Raw genomic sequence first — 17,080 nt, forward strand, 5'->3', positions numbered from 1 at the left:
CGGTCAGCTCGTTTCGGAGGTTCCCATGGCTCTGCCAGTCCCGCCCGCCTGCCTTTCACCGCTCAGAAGCCAGTTATCCTCCTTCGATCGCGCCTATCGCATTGCGCTGAACCTGCGGCGAGCCACCGGCGTCCCCCATTATGTCGTGCGCGGTCTCGCGCCTTTCCAGGCCTATCGCGTCACGACCCGTCCGCCGCCATGGCCCGATCGTTGGCTGGCGATGGTCGCATGAGCGCGGGCAGGCGTGCGCCCGTCGTCGCGGCATCGGGCGCGGGCACCAATTCGACCGCGATGATCATCGAACTCGTTCGGCGCGGCGAAATCCCCGAGATGACGTTGCTGGCCGCGATGCCCGAGCAGCCGCACACGCGCAGGCTTATCCCTGTCTTCCGGCAATGGATGGACGATCATGGCGTTCCCAACGAGATCGTTGAATATCAGGCCCGGTTCTTCAAGCATTGGCCGCCCTACACCTCGCTGCTCGATGCTTGCCTGACGAATGGCACATTGCCGTCGATAGCCTTTGGGCGGCATAGCTGCAGTGCCCGTCATAAAATCTCCCCGCAGGACAAATGGGTCAAGGCATGGCCTCCGGCGCAGCATGCCTGGGCGAATGGGCGCAAGGTCGTCCGCCTGATCGGCTACGACTGCTCTAGCCGGGACAATCAGCGCTACGCCCATCGCGAAGGGCATGTTTCGGATCTCTATGAATACAGATATCCTCTTCGGGAATGGGGCTTCACGCGTGAGGATTGCGAACGCATTATCGCGGACGCCGGCCTTCCAAGTTTCTGTAAAAGCTCATGTTTTTTCTACACGGCCATGCAGATTTCAGAGGTCCGAGCGCTGCCGCGCGAGGAATTGCGCCTCATCGTTCTGCTCGAAGCGCGCGCCGCTCCGAGGCTTCGAACCGTTGAAGGACTGTGGCGCAAATCGACGAAGAAACGTCCCGGGTCAATGACCGCGTTCATCCGTGCCGAAGGCTTGCTTGATCCCGATGAGATCGATGAGATCATCGCGACCGCGCCGCCCGACCTTCTCGCATTCCAGCGTGCCGCCGCGGCCGTTCCGATCGAGCAACGAGACCATATCAGCACATGGATCGAGCGTTTCAATGCCGGGCGGGCCTGCGTTTCCCTATCAATCAATAATCCTGATGACCTCTCCCGGGCAGCCTGATTTCAGGGCGTTGTCCACCATTGGATATCCCTGATGGCGGAAGCCATACGGCCATTTGGGACGATGGCCGACAAGATCAGCATAGTCCGCCCAAAGGCGTGCTCCGCCGCCGCGTAGCCAATGCGGTTCAGTACGCCTTGCCGTTGGTGCTGCACCTTGTCTCCAATATAACAGAAGTCTATGGCGATCCCGCCGCGCGGCCCGCCACCATACCCCGATCGCTCCCGATACCGGAAACGCACCGGCTGGTGCCGTTCCAGCATGGGCCCGCCGGTACTGCCTGCAGGGACCGCCTGATTATGCTGCCCGCGCCGCTACCGCTACGTCCGCTGGCGTAACGCCAGCGCGGCTACCGCCGCGTCTCCAGCCTCGCTCCCCAGCCCCTCTCCGGCCCCGCACCTTCGCCCCGGCCTCGCACCATGTCGCGGTGGTCGCGCAGAGTTGTGGGCGGGTCGTGGCGTTGTGCTTGGGGCAGGCGGGGCGGCGTCGCGCGGGAGGCAGCGGAGCGCTGGTCCTCGGGCGGACGACGCGGGGGGAGAGGGCGGGACAGAGAGGAGAGAAGGACCGGGGAGGGTGTCGCCGAGAATGGGTTCGAGCGACATTCGAAAGGTCAAGACGATGAACATCGGTGAAATCTTCAATGTGAACAACCGCCTGACGGGCTCGATCGCCACCCGCACGATCGATCTCCCCCGCATCGGGCTGCGCAAGGTGATGAGCGAGAACGAGAAGGCCCCGGTCTACGAGATCCTCGCCCTCAACGTCGCACGCCGCTGGGTCCAGATCGGCGCGCTGTGGGAAGCTGTGTCGAAGCGCACGGGCGAGGTCTTCCTCGCCGGGAACATCGACGATCCCAGCCTGCCCGAACCGATGCCGATCGCGCTCTTCCCGGCCGATCATGGCGGTTACATGGTCGCATGGCGGCGCGACACCATGCGCTCCGACTTCGGCGGCGGCATGGGCGCCAGCCGCACCAACTATGACGATCGCGGCGCGCGCGATCAAGGCGGCTTCGGCGACAGCACCGTGGGTGCAGGCGGCGAACTGACCGGCGCGCGCGCGCCGTTCGGCGAGGAGGATCCGTTCTGATCGCCGGTTGATCGGAACAGGTTCCGGGCCGGGGAGGCGTGAGGCTTCCCCGGCCCTTTTCTCCCGTCTGAGGAGGCAGCCCATGCCGCTCCCTTCGTTGCACGACCTCGCCCCGTTGGCCGATCTCTCCGCGCTGTGCGCCGCGATCATGGCCAGTCCCGCCATCCGGGACATGCTTTTGCCGCCGCTTCCAACAGCCCACATCCCGGAGATTCCGATGGGGATTACCTGCGGCGAGATCATTGCTGCCATTTACGACCTGCTCGAGGGCACGCCCTTTGCCCCGTATGCCGCCGAAATCGTTGGAGCCGTGCTGACGCGCTCGGCCGCCTTCGCCGGCATCCGGGCGAGCCTGCACTGATCCGACACGGGGGCGGGACGCCAAGGCGTCCGCGCCCCTTTTTCTTTTCACGTCCACGGAGAACTTCCATGACCAGAGAACATTCGCGCAGCATCAGCCGCTTCGCAGACCTTCCGGCGCTGTTCGCCGAGATCACGGCAACGCCGGAATTCAAGCGCGCCTTCGGCGACCCTATCCCGCTTTCGATCATCAGCCCGGGAGACGAACCGGGCGAACATGACATGCCCGAGCCGCTCCACGCGCAAGCCGACTGTGCCGGCATCATCGCGACCATCTTCGACTTGCTGACCGACACCCGTCTCGATGCGCTTGCGCCCGAGATTACATGGGGCATGGTTAACAGCTTCCACTTCGTCGCCGGTAAGCTTGAGCGACAGGAGGATGGGCTGGCCGACGAACTGCGCGACATGATCCGCCGCATCGAACCGTCCGAGGTGTTCAACACCGAACTGGAGGAGAAGCAGCTCCTGTGCCAGTCGCTGAGCGAACAGCGCGAGGCGGTCGAGTGCATGCGCGACTATGCCGCCGAAGCCTTTCGCGTGCTTTCGGGCCGTCCATGGTCGCCCGCGCGCGGCTCGCGCGTCTCGAAGGCCGCGACTGCCACGCAGGTGTCGATACAGGATTTCCTGCGCGCCCGTGAACTGGCCGAACGCGAGCGCTACCGCCCGCGTGGTCCTATCGTGGTCGCCTCTGGCCATGCCGAATGGCATGACTGGCAGCAGCTCTGGGACCGGCTCGATACCATCCTCGAGCGCATCCCGCACATGACGCTGGTGACGACCGCGCAGCGCAAGGGCTTCGACGCGATCGTCGCCTCATGGGCCGGCAACCGCGAGGTCCAGCTCGTGACCTATTCGCTGACGGGCTCGGGACGCGGTGCGCCCTTCGCGCGCAATCGCAAGCTGGTGGATCTCAAGCCCGTCGAAGCCTTGCTGGGGGAGGGGTCGGGCATTCAGGCTAACCTCTATCAGGCCCTGCGCAAGGCAGGAGTCCCTATCCATGCCTTCCGCAAGGCGGATCAGGCTCCGGCCGAGAAGATCGCGCCGCCAGTGCGGGGTCGGCTGCGTCGGGCGGCGTGACACCAGCAAATCTCATTCATCCTCTTGGGGACGGCGCTTCGCGCTGTCCCCATTTTCATGGGAATATGTCATGGCGATACCCGATCATCATCGAACCAACTTTCAAACATTGCTCCATGCCGCCCTGAGCGGCAATCTTGCCCTGATGGAATGCGCCGATGCGGTTTCGGGTGAACCGCGCTTTGTGGTATGCGCCGTCGGCCGGAGCGGGGAGGAATATCTTTTCACGCCGTTCGGGCACTTGCATGATGGCGATCCTTTCGCTGCCTATGTGCCGCCGGTGCCCTGAACAGGATCCGCGCTCTCAAGCAGGCAGAAAGGAGAATGCGGGCACCGCGAGCAAGCTCGCAATACCCTTCAATCCCCATGATCGTCATGGAGGCGTCGGTTGGCGTCAAGGACGGCGGGGCCCCACCATTTTGCTCCGCAAAATCGTTGCCCCCACCGCCGCTTCGCGGCCGCGTGCCGCGGTCCTTGACCCCGGCCCTCACCGTCCATGGATTTGAGGGAGGCACCTGGAGGCACCCATTTGCGAATCAGGGGCATCGAGCCCCAGATTCGCAAAGCCTCTTCTCTCTCTCAAGAATTCCAATGGTGGCACGGGACCGCGTCGGCCTCAAGGACGACGGGGCCCCACCATTTTTTTGGGCGGGTCGGGCGTTGCGCCTGGCCTGCGACGATGGTGACCGCCCAAAAAAATCGTGACCCCCATCGCCGGCTACGCCGGTCGCTCCGCGATCCTTGACCCCGCCGCTCGGAGCCCGTGCCTGAGGGGGAACCTCTTTCGTTTCAACAGGAGGTTCCAATGACGACTATCAACCGCTCCGTCCGCCCGTTCTGCGATATCGCCGAATTCATCGCGCAGGAAACAGCGGCCACCGCCGACGATTTCCACGCCGCCTTCGCCTCCAATCTCGAGGGCATCCGCATCGGGCGCGATGAGGAGGAGATGGCGACCGACATGCCCGATCCGAGGGAAGCGCAGCTCGCCGTCGAACTCATTGTCACGACGCTCTTCGACGTGCTGCGGGACACGCGGCTGCAGCCTGCTGCCGAACGCCTCGCATGGGGCATCGTCAACAGTTTCCATCACGTCGCCCAGCAATGGGAGGGTCAGGCCGACAAGGCGACCCGCGATGTTCAGAACCTGCTGCGGTGCGCCGACGGCAGCGAAATCCACGGCGTCGAACTCGAGCAGGCACGCGACACTCTCGAATTTCTCGACGAAGCCACCGACGCCCTGCGGTGCATGCGCGACCATGCCGCCGACGTCTTCCACACCGAAACCGGACGACCGTGGTCCGCGCCGAAGGGGTCGCTGGTGTCGAGCAAGCGCACCGCCTCGGTCATAGCGGCCACCGATTTCCTTGCCGCCCGCCGCCAGCGCCGCACCGACGCACACAACCCGCAAGGGCCCATCGTGATCTTCTCAGGCGGGGCGGACACATGGTTCGATGACCGCCTCATCTGGGCGAAACTCGACGAAGCGAAAACCCGCAATCCGTTGATGGTGTTGGCGACGACCGCACAGGACAAGGGGTGCGATGCCATGGCCGCAGCGTGGGCAGCCTCCCGCAAGGTGAAGCTCATCACGTTCCGCCTCAGCGCAAAGCTGGGCAAGCGGGCGGGGTTCGTGCGCAACGAGCAGATGGTGGGCCTCCGACCCGTCGAAGCGCTGGTCTGCGAAGGATCGGGACTGCAATCGCACCTCGCGCGTCTCGTGAAGGAGAAGCGTATCCCGGCGCGGTTCGTCAGGCTCAGCGATCAGGGATGGGAGGCGCAGTGAGCTTCCGCAAGAGGATCGGTCCGGTTCACCGGGCCGGTCCTCATTTCTTTTTTCGAGCGTAGCACTCGCCCCCGCTCAGGGACCCACAGGCGGGCCCGTCGCGGGGCCGATGCGGAACCGCCAGGGCGGTCCCGGCCTCCTGCGCGCGGCTCCGCCGTGCTCGTCGCAGGGACACCCTTCGGGTGCGGTTTTGGCGGGGTGGGTTGAGGCGGCAAGGTCCGGTTTCGCCGCACAGAGGAGAGGAGGGCAGAGACGATTGGTTCATTCGAGGAGATTAAAGCCATGTCCGACCATGTCCTTCCATCATCCACCAACCCGGCGGTCTTCATTTCAGGATCGCTGTCCATTACCGCGCTTCCCGAACCTGTCATCGAGCGTATCGGCGGTATCATCGAGCGCGCGCTTCCTGTCCTGATCGGGGATGCGCGCGGTGCGGACCGTGCCGTCCAGCGCTTCCTTTCCGATCGCCATATCGATGTCGTCATGGTCTATTGTTCGGGCGATGGACCACGCAATAACCTCGGGAAATGGTCCACCCGAAACATCCCGTCTTCCGGAGCGAAGGGCACCGCCGCCTATCACACGCCCAAGGACAAGGCGATGGCGCAAGATGCGTCCTGCGGGTTCGTGATCTGGGACGGTCGCAGCCGGGGAAGTCTCGCCAATATCCACCGATTGGCGGCGCGGGGATGTTTCATTGCGATCTGGCTGGATCCGGAAGAGCGGTTCATCACGCTCCGATCGGATTCCGACAGGGGCAGCTTTCTCAAGGCGCATCCCTGCCGGAACCTCTGATTGCCTGCGGCGCGATCAGGTTGCTGCCGGCAATCCCTTCAGTGCCGTCAGCGCAGCACTGCCACCTACCCGGATCGCCTGTGTCAGAAGCTCCCGGAAATCCTTTTCCGTGAGCTTCTCCACCGGCACCTCCGCTATCATCGCGGCATATTTGTCGCGCAGGGAACGGCGCGCGCTTTCCAGTTCATCGTTCATCTTGCGCTGACGCGCTTCCAGATCGGCGAGCCGATCCCTTTCCGTCATCTTCGGCATTTCCATCGTCCTTCCCCGATGGCCTGCCCGTCACCTGTAACTGTGCCACATCGACGGACCAGCGCAAGCGGGGATTGCCGCTTCCTGCGGAACCGGCGGGGCGTCGCGCCTGGCCGCTCCTGTCGATCCTTCACCGATCCATCCCATCCATCGGCCCGCAGAGCCTGTCGCCTGCGGCCCCTTTCAGGGAGGCTTTCATGCTTGCCATCGAACCCGATTACGACCGTTTCGTCGAAACCCATGAACCCCATTACTTCCATGCGCAGGCGAGGGGCTTCGCGCTCATCCGCAAGATCGAGCGATACCTCAAAAGCGCCAATTCCTACGCTGGCCGATATTATGGCTACACCGATCACGAGACCGGCGATGTCGTGATCACCGGCGAGTGTGACGAGGAATATGAAGCCGAATGGAACAAGGCTTGCGACCTCGCCCGCATGGCCGCCCGCTCCAATGCGTACTGGATCATTCGGGCGCAGGGCCGGGACGACGAGGCGGCCATGCTCATCCATGAAGCGCATAGGTTGATCGCCCAGCGAGGCTAATTGGACATCGGGACCGGGCCTGACGCCCGGTCCCTTTTTTTGTATTGGAGGAGCCCCCACCCATGATCGACATCCCTCAAACCATCATTCCGATGTGTTCTGTAAATCTGCAGCAAGAGTGCCCCGCGCCTGCCGGTGCGAGGCTGCGCAGCGCGAGCGCGCTGCGTAAGGCGGGACGCACGGCGCAAGGCCGTTTTGTAATGGACCCTACGCACGGGTGCTGCGACACCATTCTGTTCTGAAAACAAAGAGATGAGGCTGTACTGCACGTCTCACGCCACACCGGTCGGCTGTAGTACGCGAACCACCAGACGTCTATCGTGCGGCATATCTCATTGCAACTAAACCGGTAATTTCGTGAGACACGTCCTACGCTGCTCCAGATTCCAGATCGGGATCATACCGACTACCGGCTCGGCGGAAACGGTGGAATCTTGACCGAGATCATGGTCTCTTCGCTTTTGGACGAAGGAGAACACCCGTGGCTGAGCTGAACCAGGAGTATATCAACGACCTTCGTCGGGCGGTCGTCAAAGCCATCTGTGAAGTGTCGGCGGGAAGGCAACAATCCCCTTCGTGGGGGAGGGTGACATCCTCTATATCGGCTCGGCCGAAGTCTGCCAGATGCTCACGCTTTTGCTGTCTGAGAGGCTGTCGTCTAATAGCGGCCCAGATTGCAAGACCTAGGCTCAGGACTCATTGATTGAGCCAGAAGATGACGGCGGCGGCGATACAGATGGCGGACATGAAGGTGTGGGCGCAACGGTCGTATCGGGTGTGGATGCGCCGCCAGTCCTTGAGCTTGCAGAACATGTTTTCGATCTTGTGGCGCTGACGATAGAGCGCAGCGTCGTGCGGGATTGGCACCTTCCGGTTCTTCTTTGAGGGAATACAGGCGGTGATGTTGCGCTCCGCAAGCGCCTTGCGGAACCAGTCGGCGTCATAGCCTCGATCGCCGAGCAAGGCTTTGGCGGGAGGCAAGGCGTCGAGCATCAGGGCAGCGCCCTTGTAGTCGCTCATCTGGCCCTCGCTCAGCAGCATGACCAGCGGCCGGCCCTTGCCGTCGCAGACGGTGTGGAGCTTCGAGTTCAGGCCGCCCTTGGTGCGTCCGATACGTCTGGGAACATCCCCTTTTTGAGCAGGCTTGCCGCCGTCCGGTGTGCTTTCAGGTGGGTTGCATCTATCATCAACTGGTCGGGCTTGCCGCCCTTCGCCGCGAGGGCCGCGAAGATCTTGTTGAACACGCCGAGCCGGCTCCACCGGATGAAGCGGTTGTAGATCGTCTTCGGCGGGCCATAATCGGCAGGCGCATCGCGCCACCGCAGGCCGTTCCTGATCACGAAGATGATCCCGCTGATGATCCGACGGTCGTCCACCCGTGGCACCCCGTGCGATAGCGGAAAATATGGCTCGATCCGGCGCATCTGCGCTTCCGACAACCAGAGCAGGTCACTCATCACGACGTCTCCTCACGCCATCATTGAATCAACCCTTCGCTATCACCGCAAGCGATTTAATAGGTCCTGAGCCTAAAGCGTAGTAGGGATGAACTTGCCAGGAGCACGGTCGTCTTCGCGGTCAACAGATGTTGCCGCATGATGGGGCTTCGCGGGAGAACCTTCCAATGTGTCAGACGCACGATCCAATAACGGAAGTGCAACAGCCTCGGCGGAATGGTTCGGCCACGTCCTGGCAAGGACGCCTCTACACACTCAGGGGCGTGTGAGCTGGCAAGGTTTATGCCGTAGCGGTCGCTTTCCTTTCAAAAAACTCGCCCGACACGAGCATGGCGTGCATGATAACAGCGAGTTTACGCGCGACGGCGACAGCAGCACGTTTGAAGCCGATTTTCTCGCGCAATTTGAGTCCCCAAGATCGCAGATCACTTTCTGCCGCAGCTCTAGTCATGATGACCGTTGCCTCTTCATAGAGTAGGCCGCGCAGGTGAGCATCACCGCGTCGGGAGATATGGCCATCGTAATCGATTTCGCCCGATTGGTAACGTCTGGTCGTAAGACCGATCCAGGCACCAACCGATCGTGATTTTTTGAGGTTAGCGGGATCCTCAATGGCGCTTGTGAACGCTGTCGCTGTGATAGCGCCGACGCCTGGTATCGACATAAGGAGTTGGCACGCTTGGCTTTGCCGCGCATCAGCAAGAAGCTGACGTCCCAGTTCTGCTGCTCGTATCCGGATGCTGCGCCACGCCTCGAGGATCGGCATCATAATGGGCGCAAGATCATTGCGTCCATCCAGTGAACGGCAGACATGTTCATCGAACTTGCCTCCCTTTGCTGAAGGGATGATCAAGCCAAAGGTCTTCATCAGCCCTCGGATCTGGTTGGAAAGCTCCACCGAAATCCTTACCAGCCTGTTGCGTGCGGCCACACGCGTGCGTGAAATCATACTCTCGAAGCCCTTCACACGCACTTCTCGGAAGAAACCGATTTCGGCCAGATGTGCCAGTCCGTCGGCATCATTTGCATCGGTCTTGTTCGGCGCCATGTCGAGGGCCGCCTTGGCGTGCCGTGCATCGATGCAGATCGCCGGCAGCCCTTCGGACTTTAAGGCATGGAAAAACCAAACCGACAGCGGCCCGGTCTCAAATACAACTCGCTTCGCATGGGGCGCCCGCTTGCGAACAAGTTTTGCCAAAGCTGCGGGATTTGACGCGCACTTGCCGCGCCAAATCCGCTTGCCCTCACGACGGATAGAAACGGCGGTCTCTTTCATCGAAACGTCGAGTCCGATATACTGTTCCATGGCTGTTCTCCGTTAAATGCTTGGGCCCGGCGTCCAGTCGTGAGCCCGTACTTTCATCTTATCGGAGAGCAGCCACCTCCTGTTCAATTCCTTTGCACAGGCATCTCGGCGACTCGCTCCCGCGATTACCCCATGTGTCAGAACGCTATCGTAACGGTGGGCAATCGAGTTTTGATGTGATTCCGAGCGGTTGCGACACCAACCTTGGAAGCCATCATGTGGAACCTGCCCGCCCGCGCGCATCATAGGCCTTGTCCGACCGCTTGATGATCTCGATCGTCCAATGTCCTGCACCGGCGATGGCATCGCGGAGTTTGTCGCCAGCATAGCCGCCATCGGCAAAGACATGGCGCAGCCAAGGGAAGCGCGGCCGCGCGGCCTTGAGGACATCGACCGCACCATCGCGGTCCTGAATATCGGCGGTGTGCACGAGGATGAAGATGAGGAAACCGCAGGTGTCCGTCAGGATGTGGCGCTTGCGGCCTTTGATCTTTTTGCCCGCATCATAGCCCCAAGGGCTGCCGCTTTCGGTCGTTTTGACCGACTGACTGTCGATCACACCGGCACTTGGACTTGCTTCGCTTCCCTCGATCTCGCGCAGGTTCATGACCAGCACTGTGTTCATCGCCTCGAGCAGCCCAGCGTTGCGCCAGGCGTAGAAATAGCGCTGGACCGTCGAGACCGGCGGGAAGCATTTGGGGCAGAAGCCGCCAGGCGCAACCGCTCGCCGCGATGTAAAGCAAGGCGTTCAGCACTTCGCGCATGTCCGTTGTTCGGCGCCGACCGCCCCGCTTGGCAACAGGGATGAACGGCGCCGCCAGCGCCCACTCCCGGTCGGTCATATCGCTGGAATAGCGCAATCCTTTTCGCCTATGCTCCTCCCGGGCAATACCAGTCCATGCCATGGTTCACTCCATCTCTTTGCAAAGAGGCGTGAATCACAACGTGCTGGTATTGCCCAACAACGTTCGGGGCAGATGGGGTGATTGGGGCTCGCCACCGAGTCGGAGAGGTGGCTGCTCCTCGCAAATGGTAGAACGTGGTCCGTATTGAGCGGCCACAACCATGAGGAGAAGCAACCGTGAACTACTATGCCGGATTGGATGTTTCGTTGGAAGAGACGGCCATCTGTATTGTCGATGAGACGGGCGCGATCGTACGCGAGCTACGCGCGCCCAGCGATCCTGAAAGCTTGATATCGGCGTTCAACGGGGTTGCTTTGCCGATGGTGCGGATCGGACTGGAGGCCTGTTCGCAATCGGCGTGGCTTCATCAGGGCATGGCTCGATCCGGCTTGCCGGTGTTGTGCATTGAAACACGACAGGCAAAAGCGGCCATGGGAGCAATGCCGAACAAGACTGACCGCAATGACGCGCGAGGATTAGCGCAAATCATCCGCACGGGCTGGTATCGGCAGGTTCACGTCAAGAGTGCCCCGTCACGGATGTCTCGTTCATTACTTGTGGCGCGCCGAACGGTGCTCTGTAAAGTGCGGGACATGGAAAATGCGGTGCGCGCCGTACTACGCGAAAGTGGACTCAAAGTTGGAGCTCCAGGGCGCAAGCTGTTCGCCACGCGGGTGCGCGAACTCGCTGAAACCGACCCTTCGCTGGCGGATATTACAGAGCCCTTGCTGGCCATCATCGCCGCCATGCACTGCCAACTTGAACGGCTGACACGCCGTGTTCTTGAGGCCGTTCGAGTTGAACCGATCTGCCGACAGTTGATGACTGTGCCCGGCGTGGGGCCGCTGACGGCGCTCGCCTTTCGCGCGACCGTGGATCGACCTGAACGCTTCCGACGATCTCGCGATGTCGGCGCTCATCTGGGCCTGACTCCAAGGCGATATCAATCGGGTGAAACAGATGTGCAGGGACGCGTCAGCCGGTGCGGAGACGAACTCGCGCGCACATTGCTTTACGAGGCGGCCCATACGTTACTGACCCGAAGCAAGAAATGGTCGGCGCTCAAAGCCTGGGGCATGGGCATTGCCAAGCGGCGGGGGATGGCAAAGGCCCGCGTCGCTGTCGCCCGCAAGCTCGCGGTGATTTTGCATCGCATGTGGAGCGATCAGACTGAGTTTCGCTGGGGGAAGGTTCCAGCAGGCCAGATCGCATGAGGAGGCCCGAACAAGATCCCGCCTGAGAAGACGGGTAGCGTCGTTCCCATGGGGACGAAGGGCAAGACGATCTCGCTTAGAGTCCGGAACCTCAGCCCAGCTGAAGGTCGCGAAACAGATTGAGACGCCTTGCTCTCCATGACCCCATTATGCGGCGGCCTTGCGCCGACCGCGGAGAGAAGCGAGTGATCCATGGGAACGATCACGTAATCGAGGAAGCAGCTTGACCCAAAAGGCCCCAATCAGAGAAGGCTCTTAGGCGCGTTCGCGCCCAGCAGCGGGTCGATTGCCCCGCCTACGGCCGCGATATGCTCGAGATCGACGCCGCTTTCCGGTTCATCGAACAAGCACAAGGCCGACCGCTTGAGAAAGAGCTTCAGGATTTCCCAGCGTTTGATCTCGCCGCCCGAGAAGCCGACAATGACGTCCCGCTCCTCGAACCCCCGGAAGTCGAGCGCTGCCGCCTCCTCTTTCAGCATGTCGGCCGATCCGATCGCGGCGGTGAACGCCTCGACGGTGACGCCGTCGAGGCCCGGCGGGCGCTGGAAGGTCATGCCGAAACCAAGTCGCGCGCGTTCATCGACGGGCACAGCCTCGACCGGCCGTCCCTTGAACAAGATATGGCCGCTTGTGACCCGGTACGGCGGCAAACCCATGATTGTGGCGAGCAGTGAGGATTTGCCCGATCCATTGGGTCCGAATAATATATGGGTTGCCCCTGCCGGGATCACGAGATTCACGCCATGCAGCACGCGAGTGGTCCCAACTGCGGCATGGAGATTCCGGATTTCGAGAAAGGGTTCGGCCAACGGTGTCGCTCCTTTGCGTAACGCCAGGCTCGCATGCCGCTTGGGACTGGAATATCTGTAAGGTTACGTAGTTCGTGCTCGTACGGCTCCGGCTATCGTGAGTCGTCCGGGTTCATTTGATCTCGACTGGTTTCACCGTATCCTGTGGACACGCGCCGCCAAATATCCTAGCCAAGGCGTGCATTTTCCGATCTTGATCGTGAGGAAAGGCACGCAATTGGCGCGTTGAACATAGGCTCTCGACTTTCGGTCGGGCGGCCTGCGGAATGCAATACCTTCGGGAAATACGCAGGGCGCGTTTTCCTATGTTTGCGCGCGATCAACCGTCCCGGCTGGCGGGGCGGGCCATCGGAGTGCGTCATGATCTGGCGACCGAACAAGCTATCCGCGGAATCTTCCGCAAAGGTCATGACGTGCCGACGACACGGCAATGAAGTCGTATGCGGCTTCACCACCCTTAAGCGATTCTGCATGCCAACTCCTGGGGAGTTGGCACGGGGATGATGGTCAGGCGCCCGACACAGGCCCAGCGCGCCTGGCTCCTCGCCTCGATCACGGTGGCGATCGTCCTAGTCGCAATTCTCGCCCGCTATACGCTCAAGCCCTGGCTCGTCGCGGGAGAGCCCTATTTCCTGTTCTGCCTTGCTGTTCTGGTCGCTGCGATTGCCGGCGGGCCGCGCCAGGCGCTGATCGCGGCGCTGCTATCGATCGTTGCGGGGATTGGCTTCGAAATCACGGAGCCCTCGACGATATTCGATCCGATCAGTGTAGCGACCGCGCTCGTCCTGGCTGGAGGGATCATCCTTTTCGCTGCCGGCAATGCTCCCTGGCAGCGCAAATCCCGTAAGGAGAATGAGCGTGTGGCTACCCGCTTGCAAGCGGGGGCAGCAGCCGCTGAGGAACTCGGCCTGCTGATCGACGGCGCGCAGGGATATGCGATCTACATGCTCGATCCGGAAGGCGTTGTTACGATCTGGAACGAGGGAGCCGAGCGCCTGAAGGGCTGGAGCGAGGTTGAGGTGGTGGGCGTGCATTGCGCGATCTTTTATCCAACGGACGCTGTCGATGCCGGCAAGCCGGCGCAGGATCTGGCTCGGGCGCAGGATCTCGGCAAGTTCGAGGAGGACGACTGGCGCGTGCGCAAGGACGGCTCGGAGTTCCTTGCCCATGTTTCGATCACGGCTCTGCGCAACGAGGATGGAACACTCCGCGGGTTCGGCAAGGTCGTGCGCGACGCAACCGAGGAGCGCGCAGCCGAGAGCGCGCTCAAGGCCAATGCCATGCATCTTCGTTCGATTCTGGCGACGGTCCCGGACGCCATGATCGTCATCGATGAAGAAGGCAGCATCATCTCCTTCAGCGCCGCCGCCGAGAAGCTGTTCGGATATGCCGAAGCCGAAGTTACGGGCTCCAACGTCAGCCGGTTGATGCCGTCACCCGACAAGGACCGGCATGATGGCTATCTTAGGCGCTATCTTGAGACCGGCGAGCGGCGGATCATCGGCATCGGCCGGATGGTACTCGCCTGTCGCCGGGACGGCTCGACCTTTCCAATGGAACTGTCCGTCGGCGAGGCGGTTAGCGGCAAGCAACGGGTATTCACCGGGTTCATTCGTGACCTCTCTGAGCAGCATGCGACGCAGGAGCGCTTGGAGGAGCTTCAGTCCGACCTCATTCACGTGGCCCGGGTCAGCGCCATGGGGACGATGGCCTCCACACTGGCGCACGAGCTCAACCAGCCGATCACGGCCGTCGCCAACTATGTCGAAGCGGTCAGGGACCTGCTCGCCGAAGGCAATCCCGATGATATGCCGATGATTACCGAGGCGCTGAATGATGCGGCGGGAGAGGCGATCCGTGCCGGTCAGATCGTGCGGCGATTGCGCGATTTCGTGGAGCGGGGCGAAGTCGAGAAGACGGTCGAGAATCTGCCCGAGCTGATCACCGAGGCGGCGGCTCTAGGCCTGATCGGCGCTAGGGAAAGAGGGATTCAGTCCCATTTCGAGTTCGACCCCGGCGCGAGCCAGGTCCTCGTCGATAAAGTCCAGATTCAGCAGGTTCTGATCAATCTCATTCGCAACGCCGTCGAGGCGATGGCGAGTGAAGTGGAGCGCCGGATCTGGGTCTCGACGCGCCGCGATGGTAAGGGAATGATCCGGGTGACCGTCGCCGACACGGGGCCTGGCGTCCCGGCGCATGTCGCCGACCAGCTTTTCACCGCGTTCGTCACGACCAAAAGCGAAGGCATGGGGTTGGGGCTTTCGATCTGCCGGACGATCGTCGAGGCCAATGGCGGGCGCATTTATCTGGAGCCGCGCGAGGGGGGCGGATCGCAATTTCACTTCACGGTGGTCGCAACCGACCCGGAGACGATCGATGACGGATAGACGGATGATCCATATTGTCGACGATGAGGACGCGATTCGGCGCTCGGCCGGTTTCATGCTCAAGACTTCCGGATATGCCGTCGCGACCTATGCTTCGGGGGTCGCCTTCCTGCGGGAAGTGCGCCACGTCGAGGAGGGCTGCATCCTGCTCGACGTGCGCATGCCCGAGATGGACGGCCTCGAAGTCCAGCAGACGCTGCTGGAGCGGGGGATCGCTATGCCGGTCATCATCCTTACCGGCCATGGCGATATTTCGATCGCCGTGCGCGCGATGAAGGCGGGCGCCGTCGAATTCATCGAGAAGCCGTTCGAGAAGGCGACGCTGCTCGCGGCGATAACCGCCGGGTTCGACAGGCTCGATGGGCTGGGACGCCGCTCTGAGAAAGCCTTGGAAGCCGCAGTGCTTATTGCCGGTCTCACAAGCCGTGAGCAGGATGTTCTCAAGGGGCTGGCCGATGGCCTGCCCAACAAGACGATTGCCTTTGATCTTGGGATTTCGCCGCGGACCGTTGAGGTCCACCGCGCAAACCTCATGACCAAGCTGGGCGTGAGGAGCCTGTCCGATGCCTTGCGCATTGCCTTTGCAGCCAATCTCGGAGACGCGCAGTCTTAAGCCGCTTGAACAGACGATCTTCGTGATCCCAAGCGGGGCTTTTCCGGTGCACTGGTCACATCCCGGGCCAGATCCGGTCCGCGCTGGAACGGTCTTACCACCGATCAAGTGTTGCGCCGAATCGATAGGCCGCCAGGCTTGGGCGAACTGCGCGACGCGCTTGGGTGGAGCGATAGCCTGCGCAGGCCTCCCCCAGATCGTATCCGAACGGTCGCGCGAAGACAGGATATCACCAAGTTCCGCGGCTCAGCTTGATAGTGCCCGCACCGCCTTGACATGTAACATTGTGCACAATATAATTGTGCCATGTTAATTGGATGGAGCTGACGATGAGCGCGCTATATAATACGAAGGTCACAGCAGTCGGTGGCCGTGCAGGAACGGTGAAGAGCGATGACGGCCTGCTCGATCTCTCCTTGGCACTTCCCAAGGCACTTGGCGGAAAGGGAGGCGCCACCAATCCGGAGCAGCTGTTCGCCGCTGGCTATGCGGCGTGCTTCGAGAATGCCGTGATCCACGTGGCCCGCACAGCGGCCGACAAAGTCAGGGACGATGACATCATCGTCGTGGCCGACGTCGGGTTGCTACCGAACGGCGCGGGCGGTTTTGCGCTGACCGTGGCACTCAACGTCGCGATTACGGGTCTCGATCAGGCCGCCGCCGAAGACATCGTTGCCAAGGCCCATGCGGTCTGCCCTTATTCGAATGCGGTAAAGGGGAATATCGACGTCGCGATCGCGGTGTCGGTCAACTGAGGATGAGAATGGTGGACCTGCCGCATTACGAAGATCCGTTGGACCTCGATCGGCAGGTCTGCTTCCCGCTCTATGCGGCCTCCAACTTGCTCAATCGGCTGTACCGTCCAATCCTTGGGGAACTGGGGCTCACCTATCCGCAATATCTGGTGATGCTTGTGCTCTGGAAGCACACGCCCCAAACGGTGGGATCGCTCGGGGATATGCTGCACCTGGACAGCGGGACGTTGACGCCGCTCCTAAAGCGCATGGAACTCGCCGGGCTGATCAGCCGTATCCGTGACGTTGAGGACGAACGTCGCGTATTGATCGGCCTTACAGGAAAGGGCCGCTCCCTTCGTTCGGATGCAGAGAAGGTACCGGCGATGTTGTCGGCTGGGCTGGCCATCGACGAGGCGGCCATCGCCGCGCTACGCGGACAGGTTCGCGAACTCGTCGCGGTGCTTCGCAAAGCGCGCCCCGGAAATCTCGAATGATCCGAAGATCGTCATGCTGACCATACATCATCCTGGTGTTTCACAGGCGGATTGGGTCGTCCAAATTCCACT

At 61.7% G+C, this 17,080-nt stretch carries 19 protein-coding genes and 1 pseudogene; 15 read left to right on the top strand and 5 right to left on the bottom strand.

Annotated features, from left to right (window positions below):
• Window positions 1-25 precede the first annotated feature (25 nt).
• The 8 genes from A7Q26_RS03170 to A7Q26_RS03210 all read left to right on the top strand — a co-directional run bounded on the left by A7Q26_RS03170 (window position 26) and on the right by A7Q26_RS03210 (window position 6,289).
• Complete coding sequence (locus tag A7Q26_RS03170) at window positions 26-232, top strand: hypothetical protein (protein WP_062063574.1); 207 nt, start codon at window positions 26-28, stop codon at window positions 230-232.
• A complete protein-coding gene (locus tag A7Q26_RS03175) occupies window positions 229-1,179 on the top strand; it encodes a hypothetical protein (RefSeq protein ID WP_066856501.1) in 951 nt (316 codons plus the stop codon). The genes A7Q26_RS03170 and A7Q26_RS03175 overlap by 4 nt, the downstream gene beginning before the upstream one ends.
• Window positions 1,180-1,797: 618 nt before the next feature.
• The gene (locus tag A7Q26_RS03185) at window positions 1,798-2,268 is read left to right on the top strand and encodes a DUF736 domain-containing protein (protein WP_066856739.1); all 471 of its coding nucleotides are present in this window, start codon (window positions 1,798-1,800) and stop codon (window positions 2,266-2,268) included.
• Window positions 2,269-2,350: 82 nt separating this feature from the next.
• A complete protein-coding gene (locus tag A7Q26_RS03190; protein WP_066856507.1) occupies window positions 2,351-2,629 on the top strand; it encodes a hypothetical protein in 279 nt (92 codons plus the stop codon).
• Window positions 2,630-2,697: 68 nt separating this feature from the next.
• The gene (locus A7Q26_RS03195; RefSeq protein WP_066856511.1) at window positions 2,698-3,708 is read left to right on the top strand and encodes a DUF2493 domain-containing protein; all 1,011 of its coding nucleotides are present in this window, start codon (window positions 2,698-2,700) and stop codon (window positions 3,706-3,708) included.
• Window positions 3,709-3,778: 70 nt separating this feature from the next.
• Window positions 3,779-3,997, top strand: coding sequence for a DUF6117 family protein (locus A7Q26_RS25800; RefSeq protein ID WP_066856514.1), 219 nt, complete (start codon window positions 3,779-3,781; stop codon window positions 3,995-3,997).
• A 516-nt stretch (window positions 3,998-4,513) separates the two neighbouring features.
• Window positions 4,514-5,494 carry a DUF2493 domain-containing protein gene (locus tag A7Q26_RS03205; RefSeq protein ID WP_066856517.1) on the top strand — a complete coding sequence of 327 codons (981 nt, stop codon included), beginning with the start codon at window positions 4,514-4,516 and terminating at the stop codon, window positions 5,492-5,494.
• Window positions 5,495-5,776: 282 nt separating this feature from the next.
• Window positions 5,777-6,289 (top strand): hypothetical protein, encoded by a 513-nt coding sequence (locus A7Q26_RS03210; protein WP_066856520.1) that lies wholly within the window; start codon window positions 5,777-5,779, stop codon window positions 6,287-6,289.
• 15 nt (window positions 6,290-6,304) lie between these two features.
• On the opposite strand, the gene A7Q26_RS03215 is transcribed toward A7Q26_RS03210, so the two are convergent.
• The gene (locus A7Q26_RS03215; RefSeq protein WP_066856742.1) at window positions 6,305-6,541 is read right to left on the bottom strand and encodes a hypothetical protein; all 237 of its coding nucleotides are present in this window, start codon (window positions 6,539-6,541) and stop codon (window positions 6,305-6,307) included.
• Between the two features lie 197 nt (window positions 6,542-6,738).
• Here A7Q26_RS03215 and A7Q26_RS03220 point away from each other — a divergent pair, with 197 nt between their 5' ends.
• Together A7Q26_RS03220 and A7Q26_RS25010 are read left to right on the top strand one after the other, a co-directional pair.
• Complete coding sequence (locus tag A7Q26_RS03220; protein ID WP_157102435.1) at window positions 6,739-7,086, top strand: hypothetical protein; 348 nt, start codon at window positions 6,739-6,741, stop codon at window positions 7,084-7,086.
• Window positions 7,087-7,148: 62 nt separating this feature from the next.
• Window positions 7,149-7,328, top strand: a complete 180-nt coding sequence (locus A7Q26_RS25010) for a hypothetical protein (RefSeq protein WP_157102436.1) — start codon at window positions 7,149-7,151, stop codon at window positions 7,326-7,328.
• Between the two features lie 454 nt (window positions 7,329-7,782).
• On the opposite strand, the gene A7Q26_RS24445 is transcribed toward A7Q26_RS25010, so the two are convergent.
• From A7Q26_RS24445 to A7Q26_RS03240, 3 genes and pseudogenes are all read right to left on the bottom strand, one after another.
• Window positions 7,783-8,543 (bottom strand): IS5 family transposase gene (locus tag A7Q26_RS24445; RefSeq protein ID WP_086012830.1). Its coding sequence is split into 2 segments (ribosomal slippage): window positions 7,783-8,210 and window positions 8,210-8,543, totalling 762 coding nucleotides; the frame shifts between segments, so codons are not numbered across the junction.
• 280 nt (window positions 8,544-8,823) lie between these two features.
• A complete protein-coding gene (locus A7Q26_RS03235; RefSeq protein WP_066856527.1) occupies window positions 8,824-9,849 on the bottom strand; it encodes an IS110 family transposase in 1,026 nt (341 codons plus the stop codon).
• 247 nt (window positions 9,850-10,096) lie between these two features.
• Window positions 10,097-10,754 (bottom strand): annotated as a pseudogene (locus A7Q26_RS03240) (IS5 family transposase); the annotation flags it as partial.
• Window positions 10,755-10,930: 176 nt separating this feature from the next.
• Between A7Q26_RS03240 and A7Q26_RS03245 the strand changes: the two are divergent.
• Window positions 10,931-11,968, top strand: coding sequence for an IS110 family transposase (locus A7Q26_RS03245; RefSeq protein ID WP_066856531.1), 1,038 nt, complete (start codon window positions 10,931-10,933; stop codon window positions 11,966-11,968).
• A gap of 242 nt (window positions 11,969-12,210) precedes the next feature.
• On the opposite strand, the gene A7Q26_RS03250 is transcribed toward A7Q26_RS03245, so the two are convergent.
• Window positions 12,211-12,777, bottom strand: a complete 567-nt coding sequence (locus A7Q26_RS03250; protein ID WP_066856534.1) for an ATP-binding cassette domain-containing protein — start codon at window positions 12,775-12,777, stop codon at window positions 12,211-12,213.
• A gap of 500 nt (window positions 12,778-13,277) precedes the next feature.
• Between A7Q26_RS03250 and A7Q26_RS03255 the strand changes: the two genes are divergently transcribed.
• The 4 genes from A7Q26_RS03255 to A7Q26_RS03270 all read left to right on the top strand — a co-directional run bounded on the left by A7Q26_RS03255 (window position 13,278) and on the right by A7Q26_RS03270 (window position 17,008).
• A complete protein-coding gene (locus A7Q26_RS03255; protein WP_066856538.1) occupies window positions 13,278-15,164 on the top strand; it encodes a PAS domain S-box protein in 1,887 nt (628 codons plus the stop codon).
• A complete protein-coding gene (locus A7Q26_RS03260) occupies window positions 15,154-15,777 on the top strand; it encodes a response regulator transcription factor (protein ID WP_010335976.1) in 624 nt (207 codons plus the stop codon). Before A7Q26_RS03255 ends, A7Q26_RS03260 begins: the two co-directional genes overlap by 11 nt.
• Before the next feature lie 329 nt (window positions 15,778-16,106).
• Window positions 16,107-16,532 (top strand): organic hydroperoxide resistance protein, encoded by a 426-nt coding sequence (locus tag A7Q26_RS03265; protein ID WP_010335975.1) that lies wholly within the window; start codon window positions 16,107-16,109, stop codon window positions 16,530-16,532.
• Window positions 16,533-16,540: 8 nt separating this feature from the next.
• The gene (locus tag A7Q26_RS03270; RefSeq protein WP_010335974.1) at window positions 16,541-17,008 is read left to right on the top strand and encodes a MarR family winged helix-turn-helix transcriptional regulator; all 468 of its coding nucleotides are present in this window, start codon (window positions 16,541-16,543) and stop codon (window positions 17,006-17,008) included.
• Window positions 17,009-17,080: the final 72 nt, after the last annotated feature.

This window comes from Sphingobium sp. TCM1 (assembly GCF_001650725.1).
Lineage (GTDB): Bacteria > Pseudomonadota > Alphaproteobacteria > Sphingomonadales > Sphingomonadaceae > Sphingobium.